Origin of the sequence: Micromonospora sp. NPDC023956, assembly GCF_040639195.1 — a bacterium.
Classification (GTDB): domain Bacteria; phylum Actinomycetota; class Actinomycetes; order Mycobacteriales; family Micromonosporaceae; genus Micromonospora.
Genome location: NZ_JBEZZN010000001.1, coordinates 493,523 through 510,716 on the forward strand (window position 1 = coordinate 493,523; position 17,194 = coordinate 510,716).

At 72.2% G+C, this 17,194-nt stretch carries 12 protein-coding genes; 3 read left to right on the top strand and 9 right to left on the bottom strand.

Annotated elements, in window-relative coordinates; genetic code table 11:
- Positions 1 to 122 precede the first annotated feature (122 nt).
- From AB0F58_RS01210 to AB0F58_RS01220, 3 genes are read right to left on the bottom strand one after another with little or no spacing between them, the layout of a single operon-like run.
- Positions 123 to 593 (bottom strand): SRPBCC family protein, encoded by a 471-nt coding sequence (locus tag AB0F58_RS01210; RefSeq protein ID WP_357136177.1) that lies wholly within the window; start codon positions 591 to 593, stop codon positions 123 to 125.
- A 32-nt stretch (positions 594 to 625) separates the two neighbouring features.
- A complete protein-coding gene (locus AB0F58_RS01215) occupies positions 626 to 1,648 on the bottom strand; it encodes an SDR family oxidoreductase (protein WP_357136180.1) in 1,023 nt (340 codons plus the stop codon).
- Positions 1,645 to 2,889 (bottom strand): aminotransferase class III-fold pyridoxal phosphate-dependent enzyme, encoded by a 1,245-nt coding sequence (locus tag AB0F58_RS01220; RefSeq protein WP_357136183.1) that lies wholly within the window; start codon positions 2,887 to 2,889, stop codon positions 1,645 to 1,647. The genes AB0F58_RS01215 and AB0F58_RS01220 overlap by 4 nt, the downstream gene beginning before the upstream one ends.
- 129 nt (positions 2,890 to 3,018) lie before the next feature.
- Between AB0F58_RS01220 and AB0F58_RS01225 the strand changes: the two genes are divergently transcribed.
- Both AB0F58_RS01225 and AB0F58_RS01230 read left to right on the top strand, forming a co-directional pair.
- Positions 3,019 to 3,852 carry an enoyl-CoA hydratase-related protein gene (locus AB0F58_RS01225; RefSeq protein ID WP_357136186.1) on the top strand — a complete coding sequence of 278 codons (834 nt, stop codon included), beginning with the start codon at positions 3,019 to 3,021 and terminating at the stop codon, positions 3,850 to 3,852.
- A gap of 16 nt (positions 3,853 to 3,868) precedes the next feature.
- Positions 3,869 to 4,351, top strand: coding sequence for an SRPBCC family protein (locus tag AB0F58_RS01230; RefSeq protein ID WP_357136189.1), 483 nt, complete (start codon positions 3,869 to 3,871; stop codon positions 4,349 to 4,351).
- 112 nt (positions 4,352 to 4,463) lie between these two features.
- Here the strand turns inward: AB0F58_RS01230 and AB0F58_RS01235 are convergent, their stop codons facing one another.
- The 6 genes from AB0F58_RS01235 to AB0F58_RS01260 form a co-directional block, all read right to left on the bottom strand.
- Complete coding sequence (locus tag AB0F58_RS01235) at positions 4,464 to 6,131, bottom strand: glycoside hydrolase domain-containing protein (RefSeq protein WP_357136191.1); 1,668 nt, start codon at positions 6,129 to 6,131, stop codon at positions 4,464 to 4,466.
- Between the two features lie 138 nt (positions 6,132 to 6,269).
- Positions 6,270 to 7,004, bottom strand: a complete 735-nt coding sequence (locus AB0F58_RS01240; RefSeq protein ID WP_357136194.1) for an ABC transporter ATP-binding protein — start codon at positions 7,002 to 7,004, stop codon at positions 6,270 to 6,272.
- Positions 6,994 to 7,749: an ABC transporter ATP-binding protein gene (locus tag AB0F58_RS01245; RefSeq protein WP_357136197.1), complete on the bottom strand. Its 756-nt coding sequence runs from the start codon at positions 7,747 to 7,749 to the stop codon at positions 6,994 to 6,996. Before AB0F58_RS01245 ends, AB0F58_RS01240 begins: the two co-directional genes overlap by 11 nt.
- Positions 7,746 to 8,774, bottom strand: coding sequence for a branched-chain amino acid ABC transporter permease (locus tag AB0F58_RS01250; RefSeq protein WP_357136200.1), 1,029 nt, complete (start codon positions 8,772 to 8,774; stop codon positions 7,746 to 7,748). The genes AB0F58_RS01245 and AB0F58_RS01250 overlap by 4 nt, the downstream gene beginning before the upstream one ends.
- Entirely contained in the window at positions 8,771 to 9,640 is an 870-nt protein-coding gene (locus tag AB0F58_RS01255; protein WP_357136203.1) for a branched-chain amino acid ABC transporter permease, read from the bottom strand. Before AB0F58_RS01255 ends, AB0F58_RS01250 begins: the two co-directional genes overlap by 4 nt.
- 12 nt (positions 9,641 to 9,652) lie before the next feature.
- Positions 9,653 to 10,834 (bottom strand): ABC transporter substrate-binding protein, encoded by a 1,182-nt coding sequence (locus AB0F58_RS01260; RefSeq protein WP_357136206.1) that lies wholly within the window; start codon positions 10,832 to 10,834, stop codon positions 9,653 to 9,655.
- Positions 10,835 to 11,230: 396 nt separating this feature from the next.
- On the opposite strand from AB0F58_RS01260, the gene AB0F58_RS01265 reads away from it, so the two are divergent.
- Complete coding sequence (locus tag AB0F58_RS01265) at positions 11,231 to 16,690, top strand: carboxyl transferase domain-containing protein (RefSeq protein ID WP_357136209.1); 5,460 nt, start codon at positions 11,231 to 11,233, stop codon at positions 16,688 to 16,690.
- The last annotated feature ends 504 nt before the right edge of the window (positions 16,691 to 17,194 follow it).

The following is a 17,194-nucleotide window of genomic DNA, read 5'->3' on the forward strand; positions in this document are numbered from 1 at the left end:
AGCCGGACCGGCGCGGGGTCAGCCGGCCGGACCGGCGCGGGGGACGGTCGGCGGGGGCCGGCGGTCCCGCGCCGGCCGGGACGCCGGCCCTCTCCGCCGGGCGGCATCGGTGGGTGCCCCGCTCAGGCCAGCGGGGCGGCCTCCACCGCGCGGACCTCGATGTCGGCGCCGAACAACCCGAGCAGGATGTCCCGGACCGCGTCCCGCAGGGCCGCGCACGCCACCGGGTCGATCAGGCTGGCCAGCGAGGCGATGCCGAGGTCGAACCGGGACGCGAACTCCACCCGCACGTCGTCGCCGACCTCGACGACCAGCCACGAGCCGGTGAACATCGCGAAGTCGCCGCTCAACTGGTCGAAGGTGATCCGCCGCTCGACCGGGTCGATCTCGTCCCGTTCGGTCCAGACCAGGATCCCCTTGCGGAAGTTCACCTCCCACGTCGAGGTCACCTCGGTCGGGCTGACCTGGGTCACGCCGACGGTCCGGACCGTGTCGGTGAAGTTCGGGTAGGCGGCGAAGTCGGCCAACCGGTCGAACGACTCCGTGACGTCCGCCCCGGGCAGCAGGGCGTGCACGACGACCGAGCACTCCATCAGGTGGTCTCCTCAGCTCGGGTTGACGATCGTCACGTCAGCCCCTGGACAAGATGGTGCAGGGAAACCCGCCACGCGTCCTCGACCTGCGCGGCGGTCATCGCCTCCGGTCCGCCGGGAATCGTCCCGAACGACGTGGGCAGCAACTCGGGGATGATGACCAGTCCGCAGACCGCCACCACGCCGTCCAACCGGGCCAGGTCCTCGGCGGCGAGCACGTCCGCGAACGCGGGCCGGACCAACCGGTCCACGATCGACGGATCCGCCAGTCGGGGCGTGGGCATGTCGATCCCGCTCTCCAGACCGACCTGCGTGACCAGTTCGAGGTAGCGCTCCACCCGTAGGCCCGCCGGCCCCGCCGTCAACCAGAACTCGCCCTCGCGCAGGTCGGCGTCGAGTACCGCGCGGATCCCCCGGGCGACCATGTCCTGCGGTACGAGGTCGAAGAAGGTGCCGGGATGGGCGGGAATGAACGGCAGCTTCCCGGTCAGCAGGTACTCGGCGAGCAGGTGCACGCCCTGCTTCTGCCGGATGACGCCGGTCCGGGAGTCACCCATGACGATCGCCGGACGGACGATCACCGCGTCGATCCCGCTGTCCCGGACCAGTTGCTCGCCGAGGTACTTCGACCGCACGTACTCGTCCGTCCGGGCCGCCACCTTCTCCGTGCCCAGCCGGTCACCGCCACCGGTCCGGCCGTACCGGGACACGTACGCGGTGCTCACGTGGACCAGGAGGGCGTCCGCCTCGGCGGCGAACTCGATCACCCGGCCGAGACCCTCGATGTTCAGCCGGTCGACCTCGGCCTGGTCGGCGGAGAAGTTCACGATGGCGGCCGAGTGGATCACCACGTCGACCTCCGCGCACAGCTCGCGGTAGGCGCGGGGATCGAGCCCCAACGAGGGGGCGTGCAGGTCCAGGCGGACGACCCGGTCCGAGCCGGCCGGCAGCCGCCGGAACACCCCGGCGATCACGTCGTACCCGGACAGCTCGGCCAGCACGGCGGTACCCACGACGCCGCTGGCGCCGGTGACCAGGACGGTACGTCCCGTCATGCCGTGGCACCGGTCGTCGCGGCGGGGAAGCGTGCGGCCAGGGCGGCACAGGCCCGTCCGAACGAGGCGACCAGCCGGGCCTCCTCGTCCGCCGTCATGGTCGCCGGTGGGGTCAGCCGGAGCACCGGGTGCGCGTTCATCGAGTGGTTGACCAGCACGTCGTTGTCGAGCAGGTCCATCAGGAACTCCGCGGCGTGGTGACCGGTCCGGAACTCGACGCCGATGAGCAGTCCGACCCCACGGACCTCGGCCACCAGGTGTCCGATGACGCTCGCCGCCCCGGTCAACGCCGTCAGCAGCCGCGCGCCCAGCGCGCCCGCGCGGTCGACCAGGTTCTCGTCCCGGATCACCCCGACCGTCGCCCGGACCGCGGCCATCGCGATGGGGGCGGCGGAGAAGGTGGAGGTGTGCAGGTAGGGGTCCTTGTCCAGCGGCGCGAAGGCCGCCGCGGTCGCCAGGGTCGCCGCGACCGGCACCAGGCCGCCGCTGAGCGCCTTGCCGACCAGCAGGATGTCCGGCCGCACACCGTCGCGGTCCGCTCCCCACCAGGTACCGAGACGTCCGAGTCCGGTCATCACCTCGTCGAGGACGAGCATCGCGCCCCGGTCCCGGCAGAGCGCCTCGACCGCCCGGAGGTAGCCGGGCTCCGGGATGATCACCCCGCCCTCGCTCTGCACCGGTTCCACCACCACGCAGACGTCCCGGTCGACGACGGCGGCCAACTCCGTCAGGTCACCGAAACGGACGTGGACCACCTCCGGCAGCAGGGGCCGGAAGGGATCCTGGTACAGCGACCGCGCGGTGAGCGACAGCGCCCCGGTGGTCTTGCCGTGGTATCCGCTGTGCATGGAGACCAGCCGACGCCGCCCGTTCACCCGCGCGATCTTGATCGCGGTCTCCACCGCCTCCGCGCCCGAGGTGGAGAAGTGCACCTTGTCCAGACCCTCGGGCGCGACGGAGGTCAGCGCCTCGGCGGCCCGCGCCGCGGGTTCGTTCAGCAGGACCCGGGTGGACAGCGCCTGCCGGTCCAACTGCTCGTGCACCGCCGCGAGCACGGTCGGGTGCCCGGCGCCGACGAGGAAGACGCCGTAGCCGGCGCAGTTCAGCAACTGGCGACCGTCGGCGGTCTGCACGACCGCGCCCGTGGCGCCGACTTCCAGTGGCGTGTTGAGCATGGCCGCGACCCGACCCTGCCCCTCACCCAGGTGTCGGCGGTACAGGTCGAAGACACTGGAGGACACCGCGGAAGTGTGCCCGACGGGCGGCAGCCGATCAAGGGCGGGCCGGACGACGGCTCGTGGCCGGACGGTCGGCCCGGCGGCGGAGCCGGAGGATTGCCGCGTCAACTGATGTTGATCTAAGGTGCCCACGTGGACGCGTATCGCGAGATCACCTATGCCGTTGCCGACCGGATTGCCACGATCTCGCTGAACCGCCCGGAGGAGCGCAACGGCTACACGGTGCGGATGGCCGACGAACTCGCCCACGCGTTCGACCGTGCCGACCACGACGACGACGTGCGGGTGGTCATCCTCACCGGGGCGGGTGAGCACTTCTGCGCCGGGCTCGATCTGTCCACGTCGGAACTGGACACGCCGGACGATCCCGACGCCGCCTGGGCGGAGCCCGCCGGCCGCTGCTCGATGCGGATCTTCGCGATGAACAAGCCGGTCATCGCCGCCGTCCGGGGCGCGGCCGTCGGTGCCGGCGCGACCATCATCCTGCCGGCCGACTACCGCCTCGCGGCCACCGACGCGCGCTTCGGGTACGTGTTCAGCCGACGCGGCATCTACGCCGAGGGCGCGTCCGCCTGGTTCCTCCCCCGTCTGGTCGGGATGGGCACCGCTCTGGACTGGATGGTCAGTGGGCGGGCCTTCGACGCCGCCGAGGCGCTCACCGCCGGTCTGGTGCACAGTGTCCACGAGCCGGAGCAGCTGCTGGAGAAGGCGCAGCAGCTCGCCCGGACCCTCATCGCCACGACCGCCCCGGTCTCCGTCGCGGTCATCCGGCAGATGCTCTACCGGATGAGTGCGCTGGACTCGCCGTACCCGGTGCACCGCTTGGACTCCCGGCTCGCGGCCGACGCGGTGGACAGTCCCGACGCCCGGGAGGGGTTCGCCTCCTTCCGGCAACGGCGCGGCCCCGCGTTCCCCGGCCGGGTCAGCACGGACCTGCCGGGCTACCTTCCCTGGCGCGACGAGTGACGCCTATGCTGGCCCGGTGACGCCTCAGTCGACCGGCCAGGGCCCGGAGATCGCCGAACGGATCATCGTCGCGGCACCGGCGCAGCAGGTCTACGCGGCCGTCGCCGACGTCCGGCGGATGGCCCGGTGGAGCCCGGAGTGTTTCGCGGTCTGGGTCACCCGACGCGGGGGCGGTCGGCCCGACCGCTTCGTCGGCTGGAACCGTCGGGGTCCGTTCCTCTGGTTCACCACCTGCCGGGTCGTCACCGCCACGCCGGGCGAGGAGTTCGCCTTCGAGGTCACCACGTTCGGTCAGCCGGTGGCCCGCTGGGGATACCGGTTCGCGGCCACCGACGGCGGCACCCGGGTGACGGAGTACTGGCAGGACCGCCGTAACGGCGCGGCGCACCTGCTCGGCCGGGTCTTCACCGGCCGGGCCGCGAACCAGCGTCCGGTGGTCAACCGGGACGGGATGCGGAAGACCCTCGACCGGTTGAAGCGCGAGCTGGAGGCGCACTGACCGGTCCGGTGGCCGCGACCCGGCTCCACCCCGGCTCCGGCGCGGATGGCCGGCACGACGGTCAGCCCGGGGGGCCGGCTGCGTGGCGCCTGTGCAGCCGACCCCCGCCTGTTCAGACCCGGCTGATCCGGACCGCGTCGGCGATCACGTAGCCGGTGCCGGTGGTCCACCGGCTCACGCCCACCTTGTCCCCGTCCCCGGCCGCCAGCGTGAACACGCCGAGCGAGACCCACCGTCCACCGTTGACCCGCTGGTTGACCCGCACGGTCTGGTTGCCAGTGGTGGTGGCCACGACGTAGGGGGTCGAGTCGTTGTAGCCGGAGGTGGCGGGGTACCAGACGGAGACCTCGTAGGTGCCCGTCGCGGGGAGGTTCGCCTTGTACCAGGCGACGTCGCTGGCGGAGACGGGGTCGGCGAAGCGGTAGTCGGGGCCGACCCGTTGGCTGGAGTAGGTGGAGGTGCCCCAGCTCGCGCTCGCCGTGAACCGTCCCGGGGTGGTGTTGTCGACCGTGACGGTGAACCCCGGCGGCGGCTCGGAGGGCGTGGTCGAGACGTCGAGGAAGTCGCGGTCGATGTAGATCCGCACGCCGCCCCAGGTCTCGTTGGTGTCACCGGTGTACTGGTGGATGCGCTGACGGTTGGCGTAGTACCCGTCCGGGCAGTAGGTGCCCGCGTCGGTGTCGGCCACCCCGTTCCACCAGCCGAAGAAGAGGTGGTCGACCCGGGTGTAGCGGCTGTCGTTGTAGGCGTTGCACAGGTCCTTGACGCCGGAGGAACCGCTGGAGTACATGCCGGAGAGGTAGCCGAGCGCGTGGAGCCGCTCGGTCCAGCCGGAGAGGTAGGACAGCACGGCGGCCGTGCACGACGCACTCGACGGATAGTGCTCGATGTCGTTGTAGATCGCGCTGCCCGCGGGCAGGCCCAGCGCCTTGGCCGCGTTCACCGCGCTGGTCGCGCGGGTGGCCCCCTGGGACCGGGCGGTGGCCGGGTCGTAGGACATCTTCGGCGTACGGGTGCCGCACGGCGCCTGGTTGTCGAGCTCGATCGGGATCAGGTGCCAGCCCCGGCTGATCTGGTTGGCCACCCAGGTCGCGGTCAGGTTCGCCTGGGTGCACGAACGGCTGGCGCCGCTGATGTAGATGCCCACCGCGCGGTACGGCGAGCTGGCGCGCCAGGTGTCCATCGTCGACTGGGACGGGGCGGTGCAGGTGTCGAAGCCCTTGCCGGTGTAGGTCCCCGGCTGCGGGGTGTTGGCCGCGGGCGTGACCGTGGCGGGTGCCGAGGCGCGGAGGGCGTCCGGGGAGACCGGGACGGCACCTCGCCCGAGGCTGGCGGAGGCGAGGATCCGGCGTACCGTCGCTTCGGTGTCCGGCGTGTGCTCGGCCGTGACGAGCACGCCCGCGTCGCGGACCGCGACCCGCATGGTGCCGTCGCGGGACGCCAGGGTGTCCACGGTCGCCCTGCCGGCGGCGGTGACGGCGGCGTCCCCGGCGATCCGCTCGGCGGTGCCGGCGTCGAGCGGCTCGATGACCAGCCCCGCCGTCCGACCGACCAGGTCCGGCGGGCACCAGGGCTCGTCGCCGGGGCGGCCCAGGTAGACCGTGGGCCGGTCGAACCGGACGCAGGCGTGCGGGTCCTCGGCCAGGTCGACGACCCGCCAGTCCGCCGGGACCGTCACCTGGTAACCCCGGTAGCTGACGGTTCGTTCGTCCGGCGGGGCCGCCCAGGTCGGGGTGACCAGAGCCGTCGAGCCGAGGATGACCGCCGCGAGGCTGGCCATGATCCTTCTTGTCCGCATCGGAGCCTCACTTGGGGAAAATTGCCAAAGGGGGAAGCGGTCCTGCAAGATTCTTACCACCCCCGAGCAGACAAGACCATAGATGTCACTCGATGAATTTGAGGCGTCACGGCCTGTCGCTCAGGCAGGCAGGCCCAGGTAGGCCCGTCGAACGTCGGGATCGTCGAGCATCTCCGGCCCGGTCCCCGACTTCGTCACCCGGCCCAGTTCGACCACCAGGCCACGGTCGGCGACCCGGAGTGCCTGTACCGCGTTCTGCTCGACCAGCAGCACGCCCACCTGATGCGCGGCCAGCCCGTGAAGCGCGGCGAAGACCAGGTGCCGCATCCGGGGCGAGAGACCCAACGACGGTTCGTCGATCAGCACCACCGTCGGGTCGAGCATCAGCGCCATCGCCATCTCCAGGAGCTGCTGCTCGCCGCCGGAGAGGTTGCCGGCCGCCTGGCCGCGCCGCTCACGGAGCACCGGAAAGGTCTGGTACGCCCGGTCGATGCCGGCCGCGACCGCGCGCCGGGGCAGCGTGTAGCCGCCCATCCGCAGGTTCTCCTCGACGCTCATCCGGGGGAAGTTGCACCGCCCCTGCGGCACGAGGACGACCCCTCGGGCCAGCCGGGCCCGGGGTGGCTCACGGCTCACCTCGACGCCGTCGACCCGGATCGACCCACGGCGCGTCGCCACCATGCCGAACACAGTCCTGAGCAGGGTGGACTTGCCGGCTCCGTTGGCACCGACGACGCAGACCGTCTCGCCGCGACGCAGGTCCAGGTCGATGCCGCGCAGGATCTCCACGTCCTGGTACCCGGCGTGCACGTCGCGCAGGGTCAGCAGCGGCGTCGACGGGAGGTCAGCGGCCAAGGTAGGCCTCCTGGACGTCGTCGCGGGCGATGACCTCGCCGGGTCTCCCCTGCGCCAGGGTTCGGCCCCGGTCCAGCACGATCACCCGGTGGCAGAGGTCGACCACCATCTCGATGTTGTGTTCGACCAGGAGGATCGTGGTGCCGGCGGCGTTGAGCTCCCGGATCAGGCCCCGGATCAGGTTGCCGAGGGTCGGGTTGACCGCCGCCACCGGCTCGTCGAGCAGCAGCACGCGGGGCGGCAGCACGCAGGCGGCGGCGAACTCGACCAGCTTGCGCTGCCCGTACGAGAGCTGCCCGGCGGGCCGGTCGGCGACCGGGCCGAGCGCGAAGGTGTCGACCAGTTCGTCGAGTCGGGCCCGCAGCGCGCGGTCCTCGCGGTCGGGTCGGACCAGATCGGCCAGCCGCCGCGAACGCGACCGGCGGCCGAGGGCCGCGACCCGGAGGTTGTGCCGGACGGACAGCGACTCGAACGTGCGTACCTGCTGGAACGTCCGGACCAGCCCGTGATGGGCCAGGCGGTCGGACCGCCACCCGGTGACGTCGCGGCCGTCGAGCGCGACCGTGCCGGTGTCCGGCCGCTGGAGGCCGGTGACGCAGTCGATCAGGGTGGTCTTGCCCGACCCGTTGGGGCCGATGAGGCCGACGACCTCGCCGGCGGGAACCGCTACCGACACGTCGTCCAGGGCGCGCACCCCGGCGTACGCCTTGCGGAGCCCGCGCACCGCCAGGTCCCCGCCGCTCACCGGGGCACCGTCTCGGGCGTCGCGGGTGGGGTCGCCGCCGGCGGGGGTGGCCGGTGCCGGACCCGGCCGGCCGCCCGGAACGCCCGTTCCAGCCCGTCGGGGACGGCGATGACCACCCCGAGCAGGATCAGTCCGTAGATGACCATCCGCCACTCCTCGGCGAGGTGCAGCACCTGCGGCAGCACGGTGAACAGCAGCGCCGCCGACACCACGCCGCGCAGGCTGCCCCGCCCGCCGATGAACACCATGATCAACAGCGCGGTGGTGTAGGACGGGTCCAGGTTCTCCGGACACACCACCGACTGGAAGTACGCGTTGAAGACCCCCACCGTCGCCGAGAGGGCGGCCGAGAGGCCGAAGGCGGTGAGCCGGAACGCGGTCGGCGACAGTCCCCGGGCGGCGGCCAGCACCGGATCGTCCCGGACCGCCGTGAGGGCGAGGCCGAGCCGGCTGCGGGAGACACCGAAGGCGACCCCGACGGTGAGCGCCGCGAGCCCCAGCACGACGTAGTACTGCGCGGCCAACGAGGTGAGTTCGCCACCGAAGAGGGTCATCGCGGGTACGCCGGTGGTGCACAGCGGACCGCCGGTGAGGCCGACCCAGTTCCGGGCCAGCAGCGCCGCGATGGTCGCGAAGCCGAGGGTGGCGATCGCGAAGGCGTGCAGCGACAGGCGGAACGACGGGACGCCGATGGCCAGCGCCACGCCGACGGCGGCCAGCGCGGCGACGACCAGGGTCGCCCCGAACGACCAGCCGTACCGGGTGCTCAGGATCGCCGCCGCGTACGAGCCGAAGCCGAAGAAGACCGGCTGACACAGGCTGAGCGCGCCGATCCGGCCGACCACCAGGTCGAAGGAGACCGCCAGGGCGACGAACATGAGGGCGGTGATCGCGGTCGAGAGGTAGTACGGCACCGGGAGCACCAGCGGCAGCACCACCGCGAGGAGTGCCCCGAGCGACCAGACCACGGGCTCGACGCGACCGCGACCGGGCGGCGCGGTGCGGGCCGTACCGCTCGCGGTCACGCCCGCACCACCCGTCCGAACAGCCCGTGCGGACGGACCAGCAGGACCGCGATCATGACGGAGAAGACGACCACGTCGGCGTACGCGCTGGAGATGTAGCCGATGGCCAGCGCCTCGCTCACGCCGAGGACGAAGCCGCCGACCACCGCGCCGCCGACGTTGCCGAAGCCGCCGAGGATGACGGCGGCGAACGCCTTGACGGCCAGCAGCGTCCCCATCGTCGGTGCGGCGCTGTACAGCGGGGTGATGGTGGCCGCGGCGACGCCCGCCAGGGCGGCGGCGATCGCCACGGTCACCAGCCCGATCCGCGCGGCCGGCAGGCCCACCACCACGGCGGCCTCACGGTTCTGGGCGAGTGCCCGCATCGCCCGGCCGGTCCGGGTGCGGTGCAGGAACACCGCGAGCGCACCGAAGGTTGCCGCGGTGGCGCCGAGCACGACCAGCCGTTGCACCGCGACGGGGGTCCCGGCCAGCTCCACGGTGCGCAGGCTCTGCTCGCTGTAGACGGTCCTGGGCAGCGAACCACCGACCACGATCGCCAGGTTGACCAGGACGATCGACACGGCGAGCGTGGCGACGAGCTGGACCTGCCAGCCCCGGTGCAGGATCCGGTGCACCACGGCCAGGTAGAACGCGATCCCGACGACCACCATCCCCACCACCGTGGCGAGCGCGGCGACCGGATACGGCAGACCCAGGTACGCGGAGCCCGCGTACAGCAGGTACGCGCCGACCATCACCAGCTCACCGTGCGCGAAGTTGACGATCTCCAGGACGCCGAAGACGAGCGCCAGCCCGGCCGCCACGAGGGCGTACTGCGAACCGAGCGTCAGGCCGTTGACGAGTTGGTCGAGGAGCCCGCTCACCGTCGGCGCCGTTCACCGGCTCGTGTCGACGACGTCGAGAACCCTGATCTTCCCGCCCTCGACCCTGAGGATGAACATGTTCGGGTGGGCCTGGTGGTGGTCGTCGAACCTGACCGGCCCGATGCCGGTGGTGAAGTCCACCTTCGCCAGCCCGGCCAGGATGCCCGCCCGGTCCGTCCCGCCGTGCCGGACCGCCTCGGCGAGGGTCAGCATGCCGTAGTACGCCAGCGCGGCGTTGTACGGCGGCACCTCCTGGCCGTACCGGGCCCGGTACCCGTCGAGCAGTGGCCGTTGCGCGTCGGTGGCCGTCCAGTAGGTGGCCTCCTGGACGCCCTCGGCCAGGGTGGGGTCACCGGTGAGCCGGATCCCCTCCGCGGTGGCGCAACCGCCGCGCCCGTAGACCGGGACGGTCATGCCCGTCTCGCGCATCTGGCGCAGCAGTTGGGCACAGTCGGGTGGCTCGGCGAAGGTGACGAACGCGTCCGGGTCCGCGGCGCGCACCTTCGCCAACTGGGCCCGCAGGTCGCTGGCGCCGAGGTCGTAGAACTCGGTGGCGACGAGTTCTACCCCCGCCTCGGGCAACAGCTTGCGGTACAGGTCGACGGCCCCGCGACCGAAGTCGTTGTTGGCGGCCAGGATCGCGGCGCGCTTGCGGCCGGCGTCGGCGATGTACCGGGTCCAGTACCTCCCCATGATGGAGTCGTCGATGTTCATTCGCCACATGTACGGGTTGCCGCCCACCCCGGACTGTTGGCTGATCTTGGCGTTGGTGGAGCCGAAGGTCACCGCCGGGGTCTTGCTCCTGGCCAGGGTCGGCATGCCGCCGAGGGTGCCGGAGGAGCAGGGCGACCCCAGGATGGCGTCCACCCCGTCCACGTCCGCCAGTTTGCGGAAGGCGGCGGCACCGCCCTGGGGCGAGCATTCGTCGTCGGCGGTGACCAGGCGGAAGGTGACCTCGGGCATGCTCTGCCCGAGGTGCTCGATGGCCAGCGCGATGCCCTTCTCGGCGTCCTGGCCGTAGTAGGCGGACTTGCCGCTGAACGCGGCGGAGAGGCCGACGGTGACCGTCTGGCCGTCGTCCTCCGTGCCGGCCGGCGCGCAGGCACTGGCACCGCCGGTCAGCGCCAGGAGGACCGCGAGCGACACCGCGCGGAGCGTCTGGGGTCTCGTACCGGTCTTCACCGCGCTCGACATAGATCGAACGTAATGGATCGATCACAGAGGGACAAGGACGGTGCGCGCCGATGTCGCGGCGAACCGGTCCCCCTCGACCACTTCTCGAGCCACGGAGCGGATCGTCGGCGGCACGGACCGGACACGCGCGGCGCACCCGCCGGGCAGGACATCCGTACCGACCTGGGTAGCTTGCTCGGACATCACGAAGGGCGGGCCAGCGCAGCTGACGACAGACGACAGACACGAGTGCTCGTCAGACGCCCCGCGATGTCTAAGCTGGTGGAGCTTCGACTCGGGCGCAGGGAAACGAGAGGCGGTTGCTGCGCAGGGTTGACGAGCCAATACTATGAGTGACGCAAGTCGATGTAAAGGTGCAGATTCGCCCCAACGGGCGCTGAGAAGGGGTTCGGTCGGATGTTCAGTCGTGTCGCCATCGTCAACCGCGGCGAGGCCGCTATGCGGCTCATCCACGCCGTACGGGATATCGCCGCGGAGACCGGGACACGGATCGAAACCGTCGCCCTGTACACCGACGTCGACCGAACGGCCACCTTCGTCCGCGAGGCCGACCTCTCCTACGACCTCGGGCCCGCCGCCGCCCGGCCGTACCTCAACCTCGGCCTGCTGGAGCGCGCGCTGGTGGAGACCGGGGCGGACGCCGCGTGGGTCGGCTGGGGCTTCGTCGCCGAGGACCCGGCGTTCGCGGAGCTGTGCGAGAAGATCGGTGTCACCTTCGTCGGGCCGAGCCCCGACGCCATGCGCAAGCTCGGTGACAAGATCGGCGCGAAGCTGATCGCCGAGGAGGTCGGCGTGCCGGTCGCCCCGTGGAGCCGGGGCGCGGTGGAGACCCTGGACGCCGCCCTGACGGCGGCGGCCGGGATCGGCTACCCGCTGATGCTCAAGGCGACCGCGGGCGGCGGCGGACGCGGCATCCGCGTGGTCACGAACGAGGCCGAGCTGACCGACGCGTACGAGCGCACCAGCCAGGAGGCCGCGCGGGCGTTCGGCAGCGGCATCGTGTTCCTGGAGCGCCTGGTCACCGGCGCCCGGCACGTCGAGGTCCAGGTGATCGCCGACGGCGAGGGCACCGCGTGGGCGCTCGGCGTCCGCGACTGCTCGGTGCAGCGGCGCAACCAGAAGGTCATCGAGGAGTCGGCGTCGCCGGTGCTCAGCCCGGCGCAGACGGCCGAACTCAAGGCCTCCGCCGAACGGCTGGCCGTGGCGGTCGGTTACCGCGGCGCGGCGACCGTCGAGTTCCTCTACCACCCCGGCGACCAGCTGTTCGCGTTCCTCGAGGTCAACACCCGGTTGCAGGTCGAGCACCCGATCACCGAGGCGACCACCGGCTTCGACCTGGTCAAGGCACAGCTGCACGTCGCCTCGGGCGGACGGCTGGACGGCGCGCCGCCGGCGGAGCGCGGGCACGCCATCGAGGCCCGGCTGAACGCCGAGGACCCGGACCGCGACTTCGCGCCCTCCCCGGGCCGCATCGCCCGGCTGGACCTGCCCGCCGGGCCGGGCATCCGGGTGGACACCGGCGTCAGCGAGGGTGACACCATCCCCGCCGACTTCGACTCGATGATCGCGAAGATCATCGCCTACGGCCGCGACCGGGACGAGGCGCTCGGCCGGCTGCGGCGGGCGATGGCGCAGACCACGGTGATCATCGAGGGCGGCGCGACGAACAAGAGCTTCGTACTCGACCTGCTGGACCAGCCCGAGGTGATCGACGCCAGCGCCGACACCGGCTGGATCGACCGGGTCCGGGGCGAGGGCCGGCTCGTCTCGCACCGGCACTCCGCCGTCGCGCTGGCCGCCGCGGCCATCGAGGCGTACGAGGAGGAGGAGCGCGCCGAACGGGAGCGGCTGCTCTCGACCGCCTTCGGTGGACGCCCCCAGGTGCAGCACGAGAGCGGCCGACCGCTCGACCTCAAGCTGCGGGGTGTCGGCTACCGCGTGCGCGTCGCGCGGGTCGGCGCGCACCGGTTCCGGGTCGGCATCGAGGCGGGCGACGACGTCCGCACCGCCGACGTGGAGCTGGACCGCTTCGACCGGCACACCGGGCAGGTCGTCGTGAACGGGGTCCGGTACCGCCTGACCACCGGCACGCACGGGCCGATCCACCTGGTCGAGGTGGACGGTGTGACGCACCGGGTCAGCCGCGACGAGGGCGGCGTGGTGCGCTCCCCCTCGCCCGCGCTGGTCGTCGCCACGCCGCTGAAGGTCGGCGCCGAGGTCGAGGCGGGCGCACCGGTGCTGGTGCTGGAGAGCATGAAGATGGAGACGGTGCTGCGGGCACCGTTCAAGGCGCGGCTGAAGGAATGCGTCGTCTCGGTGGGCAGCCAGGTGGAGGCCGGCGCGCCGCTGGTCCGGTTGGAGCCGATCGCCGACGCCGACGCCGAGGACACCTCGGCCACCGAGTCCGTCGAACTGGACCTGCCCGACGCGCCTGCCACGATCCCCGCACGGGCGCGCACCGCGCGCGGCCAGGAGGACCTGCGCAGCCTGCTGCTGGGCTTCGACGTCGACCCGCACGACGAGCGCCGGGTGCTCGACGACTACCTCACCGCCCGCCGGGCCTCCATCGCCGACGGGCACCGGCCGCTGGCCGAGGAGCTCGAACTCGTCGGCGTCTTCGCCGACCTGGCGGAGCTGAGCCGCAACCGGCCCAGTGGCGAGGACGGCGGCGGTGACGGGCACGTGCACAGCGCCCGGGAGTACTTCCACACCTACCTGCAGTGCCTGGACGTCGAACGGGCCGCGTTGCCGCCGACCTTCCAGGCCAAGCTCGCCACGGCGCTCGGGCACTACGGTGTCACCGAGCTGGAACGCTCCCCCGACCTCGAAGCCGCCGTGTTCCGGATCTTCCTCGCCCAGCAACGGGCGTCCGTCGACGCCATGGTCGTCACGGCGTTGCTGCGCGCCTGGTTGCAGGAGTCCCCGCCGGACGAGGCGCTGCGGGAGCCGGCCGGTCTCGTGCTGGAACGGCTGGTGGCCGCGACGCAGGTCCGCTTCCCCGTGGTCGCCGACCTCGCCCGGGGCGTGGTGTTCTCCTGGTTCGCCCAGCCGCTGCTGCGCCGCAACCGCGCCCGCGTCTACGCCAACGTCCGCCAGCACCTCAACCACCTGGACGCGCACCCGGACGCGCCGGACCGCGCCGAGCGGATCGCCGAGATGGTGCGCAGCACCGAGCCGCTGGTGCGGCTGCTCGGGCAGCGGCTGGGGCGGGCGGCCCTCGACAACGTGGTGATGCTGGAGGTGCTGACCCGGCGGTACTACGGCAACAAGGGGCTGCTCAGCGTCCGCACCAGCGAGAACGCGGGCTGCACGTTCGTGGTCGCCAAGCGGGCGGACTCGTGCGTGGTCTCCGCCGCCGTCGGTTTCCACGCGTTGGGCGACGCGTTGCGCGGGCTCGCGGAGCTGGCCAGCGGCGAGGGCGCCATCGACGCCGACATCTACCTCGCCTGGGAGAACCAGCCCGAGGACTCCGCCGCGATGGCGGCGGCGCTGCAGGAGGTCGTCGGCGCGCACCCGTTGCCGAGCGAGGTCAGCCGGGTCACCACGACGGTGGCCGGTCGCAGCGGTGCGGTGATGCACCACCACTTCACGTTCCGCCCGACGACTGCCGGGATGGTCGAGGAGCGGCTGGTCCGTGGCCTGCACCCGTACATCGCCCAGCGGATGCAGCTGGAGCGGCTGAGCAAGTTCGACCTCACCCGGCTGCCCTCGTCGGACGAGGAGGTGTACCTCTTCCAGTGCGTCGCCCGGGAGAACCCGTCGGACGACCGGCTCGTCGCGTTCGCGCAGGTGCGCGACCTGACCGCGCTGCGGGAGCACGACGGCCGGCTGGTCGCGCTGCCCACGGCCGAGGACACCGTGACCGCCTGCGTGGAGGCGGTCCGCCGCGAGCGGTCCCGGCGACCCTCCACCAAGCGCGTCAACACCAACCGGATCGTGGTCTACGTCTGGCCGCCGAGCGAGCTGACCCGGGCGGAGCTGGAGATGATCGCCGGTCGCATGCTGCCGACCACCGCGGGGGCCGGGCTGGAGGAGATCCTGCTCATCGGACGGCAGCGCGACCGGGACACCGGCGAGCTGACCAAGGTCGCCGTGCGGGTCTCCTTCGGGGCCACCGGTGGCGTCGAGCTGACCGTCGGTGAGCCGTCGGACGATCCGGTCGAGCCGCTGGACAGCTACCGGCAGAAGGTGCTCCGGGCGAGCAGCCGCAACACGGTGTACCCGTACGAGCTGACCAGCCTGCTCGGCGACTTCGTCGAGCACGACCTCGACGAGCAGCACGCCCTGGTGCCGGTCCAGCGGCCGAAGGGGCGCAACAGCGCGGCGATCGTCGCCGGGGTGGTCAGCACCCCGACCCGGCGGCACCCGCAGGGCGTCACCCGGGTGGTGCTGCTCGGCGACCCGACGAAGTCGCTCGGCGCGCTGTCGGAACCGGAGTGCCGCCGCGTGATCGCCGCGCTCGACCTGGCCGAGCGGATGGGGGTGCCGCTGGAGTGGTACGCGCTCTCCGCCGGGGCCCGGATCTCCATGGAGTCCGGCACGGAGAACATGGACTGGGTGGCCGCGGCGCTCAAGCGGATCGTCGAGTTCACCCAGGACGGTGGCGAGATCAACATCGTGGTCGCGGGGATCACGGTCGGCGCGCAGCCGTACTGGAACGCCGAGGCGACGATGCTCATGCACACCAAGGGCGTCCTGGTGATGACGCCGGACTCGGCGATGGTGCTCACCGGCAAGCAGTCGCTCGACTTCTCCGGTGGCGTGTCGGCCGAGGACAACTTCGGCATCGGCGGCTACGACCGGGTGATGGGTCCCAACGGGCAGGCGCAGTACTGGGCGCCGAACCTGGCCGCCGCGCGCGACGTGCTGATGCTGCACTACGACCACACGTACGTCGCCCCCGGCGAGCAGGCGCCCCGCCGGGCGACGACCACCGACCCCGTCGACCGGGACGTCTCGGACTTCCCGCACGCGGTGGAGGGCAGCGACTTCACCACCGTCGGCGAGATCTTCTCGGCGGTGGCCAACCCCGACCGCAAGAAGCCGTTCGACATCCGGACGGTGATGCGGGCGCTCTCCGACCAGGACCACCCGGTGCTGGAGCGCTGGGCGGGCATGGCCGACGCGGAGACCGCGGTGGTGCAGGACGTCCACCTCGGCGGCATGCCGGTGTGCCTGCTCGGCATCGAGTCCCGGTCGGTGCCCCGGCGCGGCTTCCCGCCCACCGATGGCCCGGACACCTACACCGCGGGCACGCTCTTCCCCAGGTCGTCGAAGAAGGCCGCACGGGCGATCAACGCGGCCAGCGGGAACCGCCCGCTGGTGGTGCTGGCGAACCTGTCGGGCTTCGACGGCTCGCCGGAGTCGATGCGGAAGCTCCAGCTGGAGTACGGCGCCGAGATCGGCCGCGCGATCGTGAACTTCCGGGGGCCGATCGTGTTCTGCGTGATCTCGCGGTACCACGGCGGCGCGTTCGTGGTGTTCTCGAAGGCGCTGAACCCGAACATGACCGTGCTCGCCCTGGAGGGCTCGTTCGCCTCGGTGCTCGGCGGTGCCCCCGCCGCCGCGGTGGTCTTCTCCGGCGAGGTCAACGCCCGTACCGCGGCCGACCCGCGGGTGCGGGACCTGGAGGTCCGCGTCGCGGCCGCCTCCGGCACCGACCGCGCCACGTTGACCGCGGAACTCGACGAACTCCGCTCGGCGGTCCGCGCGGAGAAGCTCGGCGAGGTGGCCGCGGAGTTCGACCGGGTGCACAACATCCAGCGTGCGGTCGAGGTCGGCTCGGTCGACGCCGTCATCCGGGCCGCCGAACTCCGCCCGCGCATCATCGAGGCCATCGAGGCCCGCCTGCGGTAGCCCCGGCACCCGCCCGACGCTCAGGGCCCGCCCCCCCACGGCGGGCCCTGAGTGCTGTCCGGGGGGGCATCGACCGCCGGCGCGCCGGCCCGGTGACCTCCACCCTGCTCTCCACCCGCCGGTGGTGCCGGTCCACCCGCTCACGCCCGTAGCGTGCCGGTCATGACCGAACGGAACGACCGTACGGAGCCCGGGGACGACCGTCGGGTCACCGTCGCCCGTACCGCGAACTACGGGCCGACGGTCGGGCCGCCCACCGTTCCTGTGCGAGAAACGCGACACGCAATCCCTCATGCACCTGGAGACATAACCACAGGCTGACGCCTGCGTATCATTTGCCGCAAACATCCGAAACAGCTTTGCCCTACCCAGGGTGGCGCAATAAACAACTGTCGGGACAGCCCGGTCCGACCGTTCAGCCTTCCCGGGTCGTCAGCGCGCCCCCGCCCAGGCGGGGCCGGGTCGGTCCGCATTCCGACGGACCGAACGTCACGGCGGCCATTT

Excerpts from the sequence above, each read along its gene's own strand:
- AB0F58_RS01210 (WP_357136177.1), bottom strand. The coding sequence starts at position 593 with ATGGAGTGCTCGGTCGTCGTGCACGCCCTGCTGCCCGGGGCGGACGTC.
- AB0F58_RS01215 (WP_357136180.1), bottom strand. The coding sequence starts at position 1,648 with ATGACGGGACGTACCGTCCTGGTCACCGGCGCCAGCGGCGTCGTGGGT.
- AB0F58_RS01235 (WP_357136191.1), bottom strand. The coding sequence starts at position 6,131 with ATGGCCAGCCTCGCGGCGGTCATCCTCGGCTCGACGGCTCTGGTCACC.
- AB0F58_RS01260 (WP_357136206.1), bottom strand. The coding sequence starts at position 10,834 with ATGTCGAGCGCGGTGAAGACCGGTACGAGACCCCAGACGCTCCGCGCG.
- AB0F58_RS01265 (WP_357136209.1), top strand. The coding sequence starts at position 11,231 with ATGTTCAGTCGTGTCGCCATCGTCAACCGCGGCGAGGCCGCTATGCGG.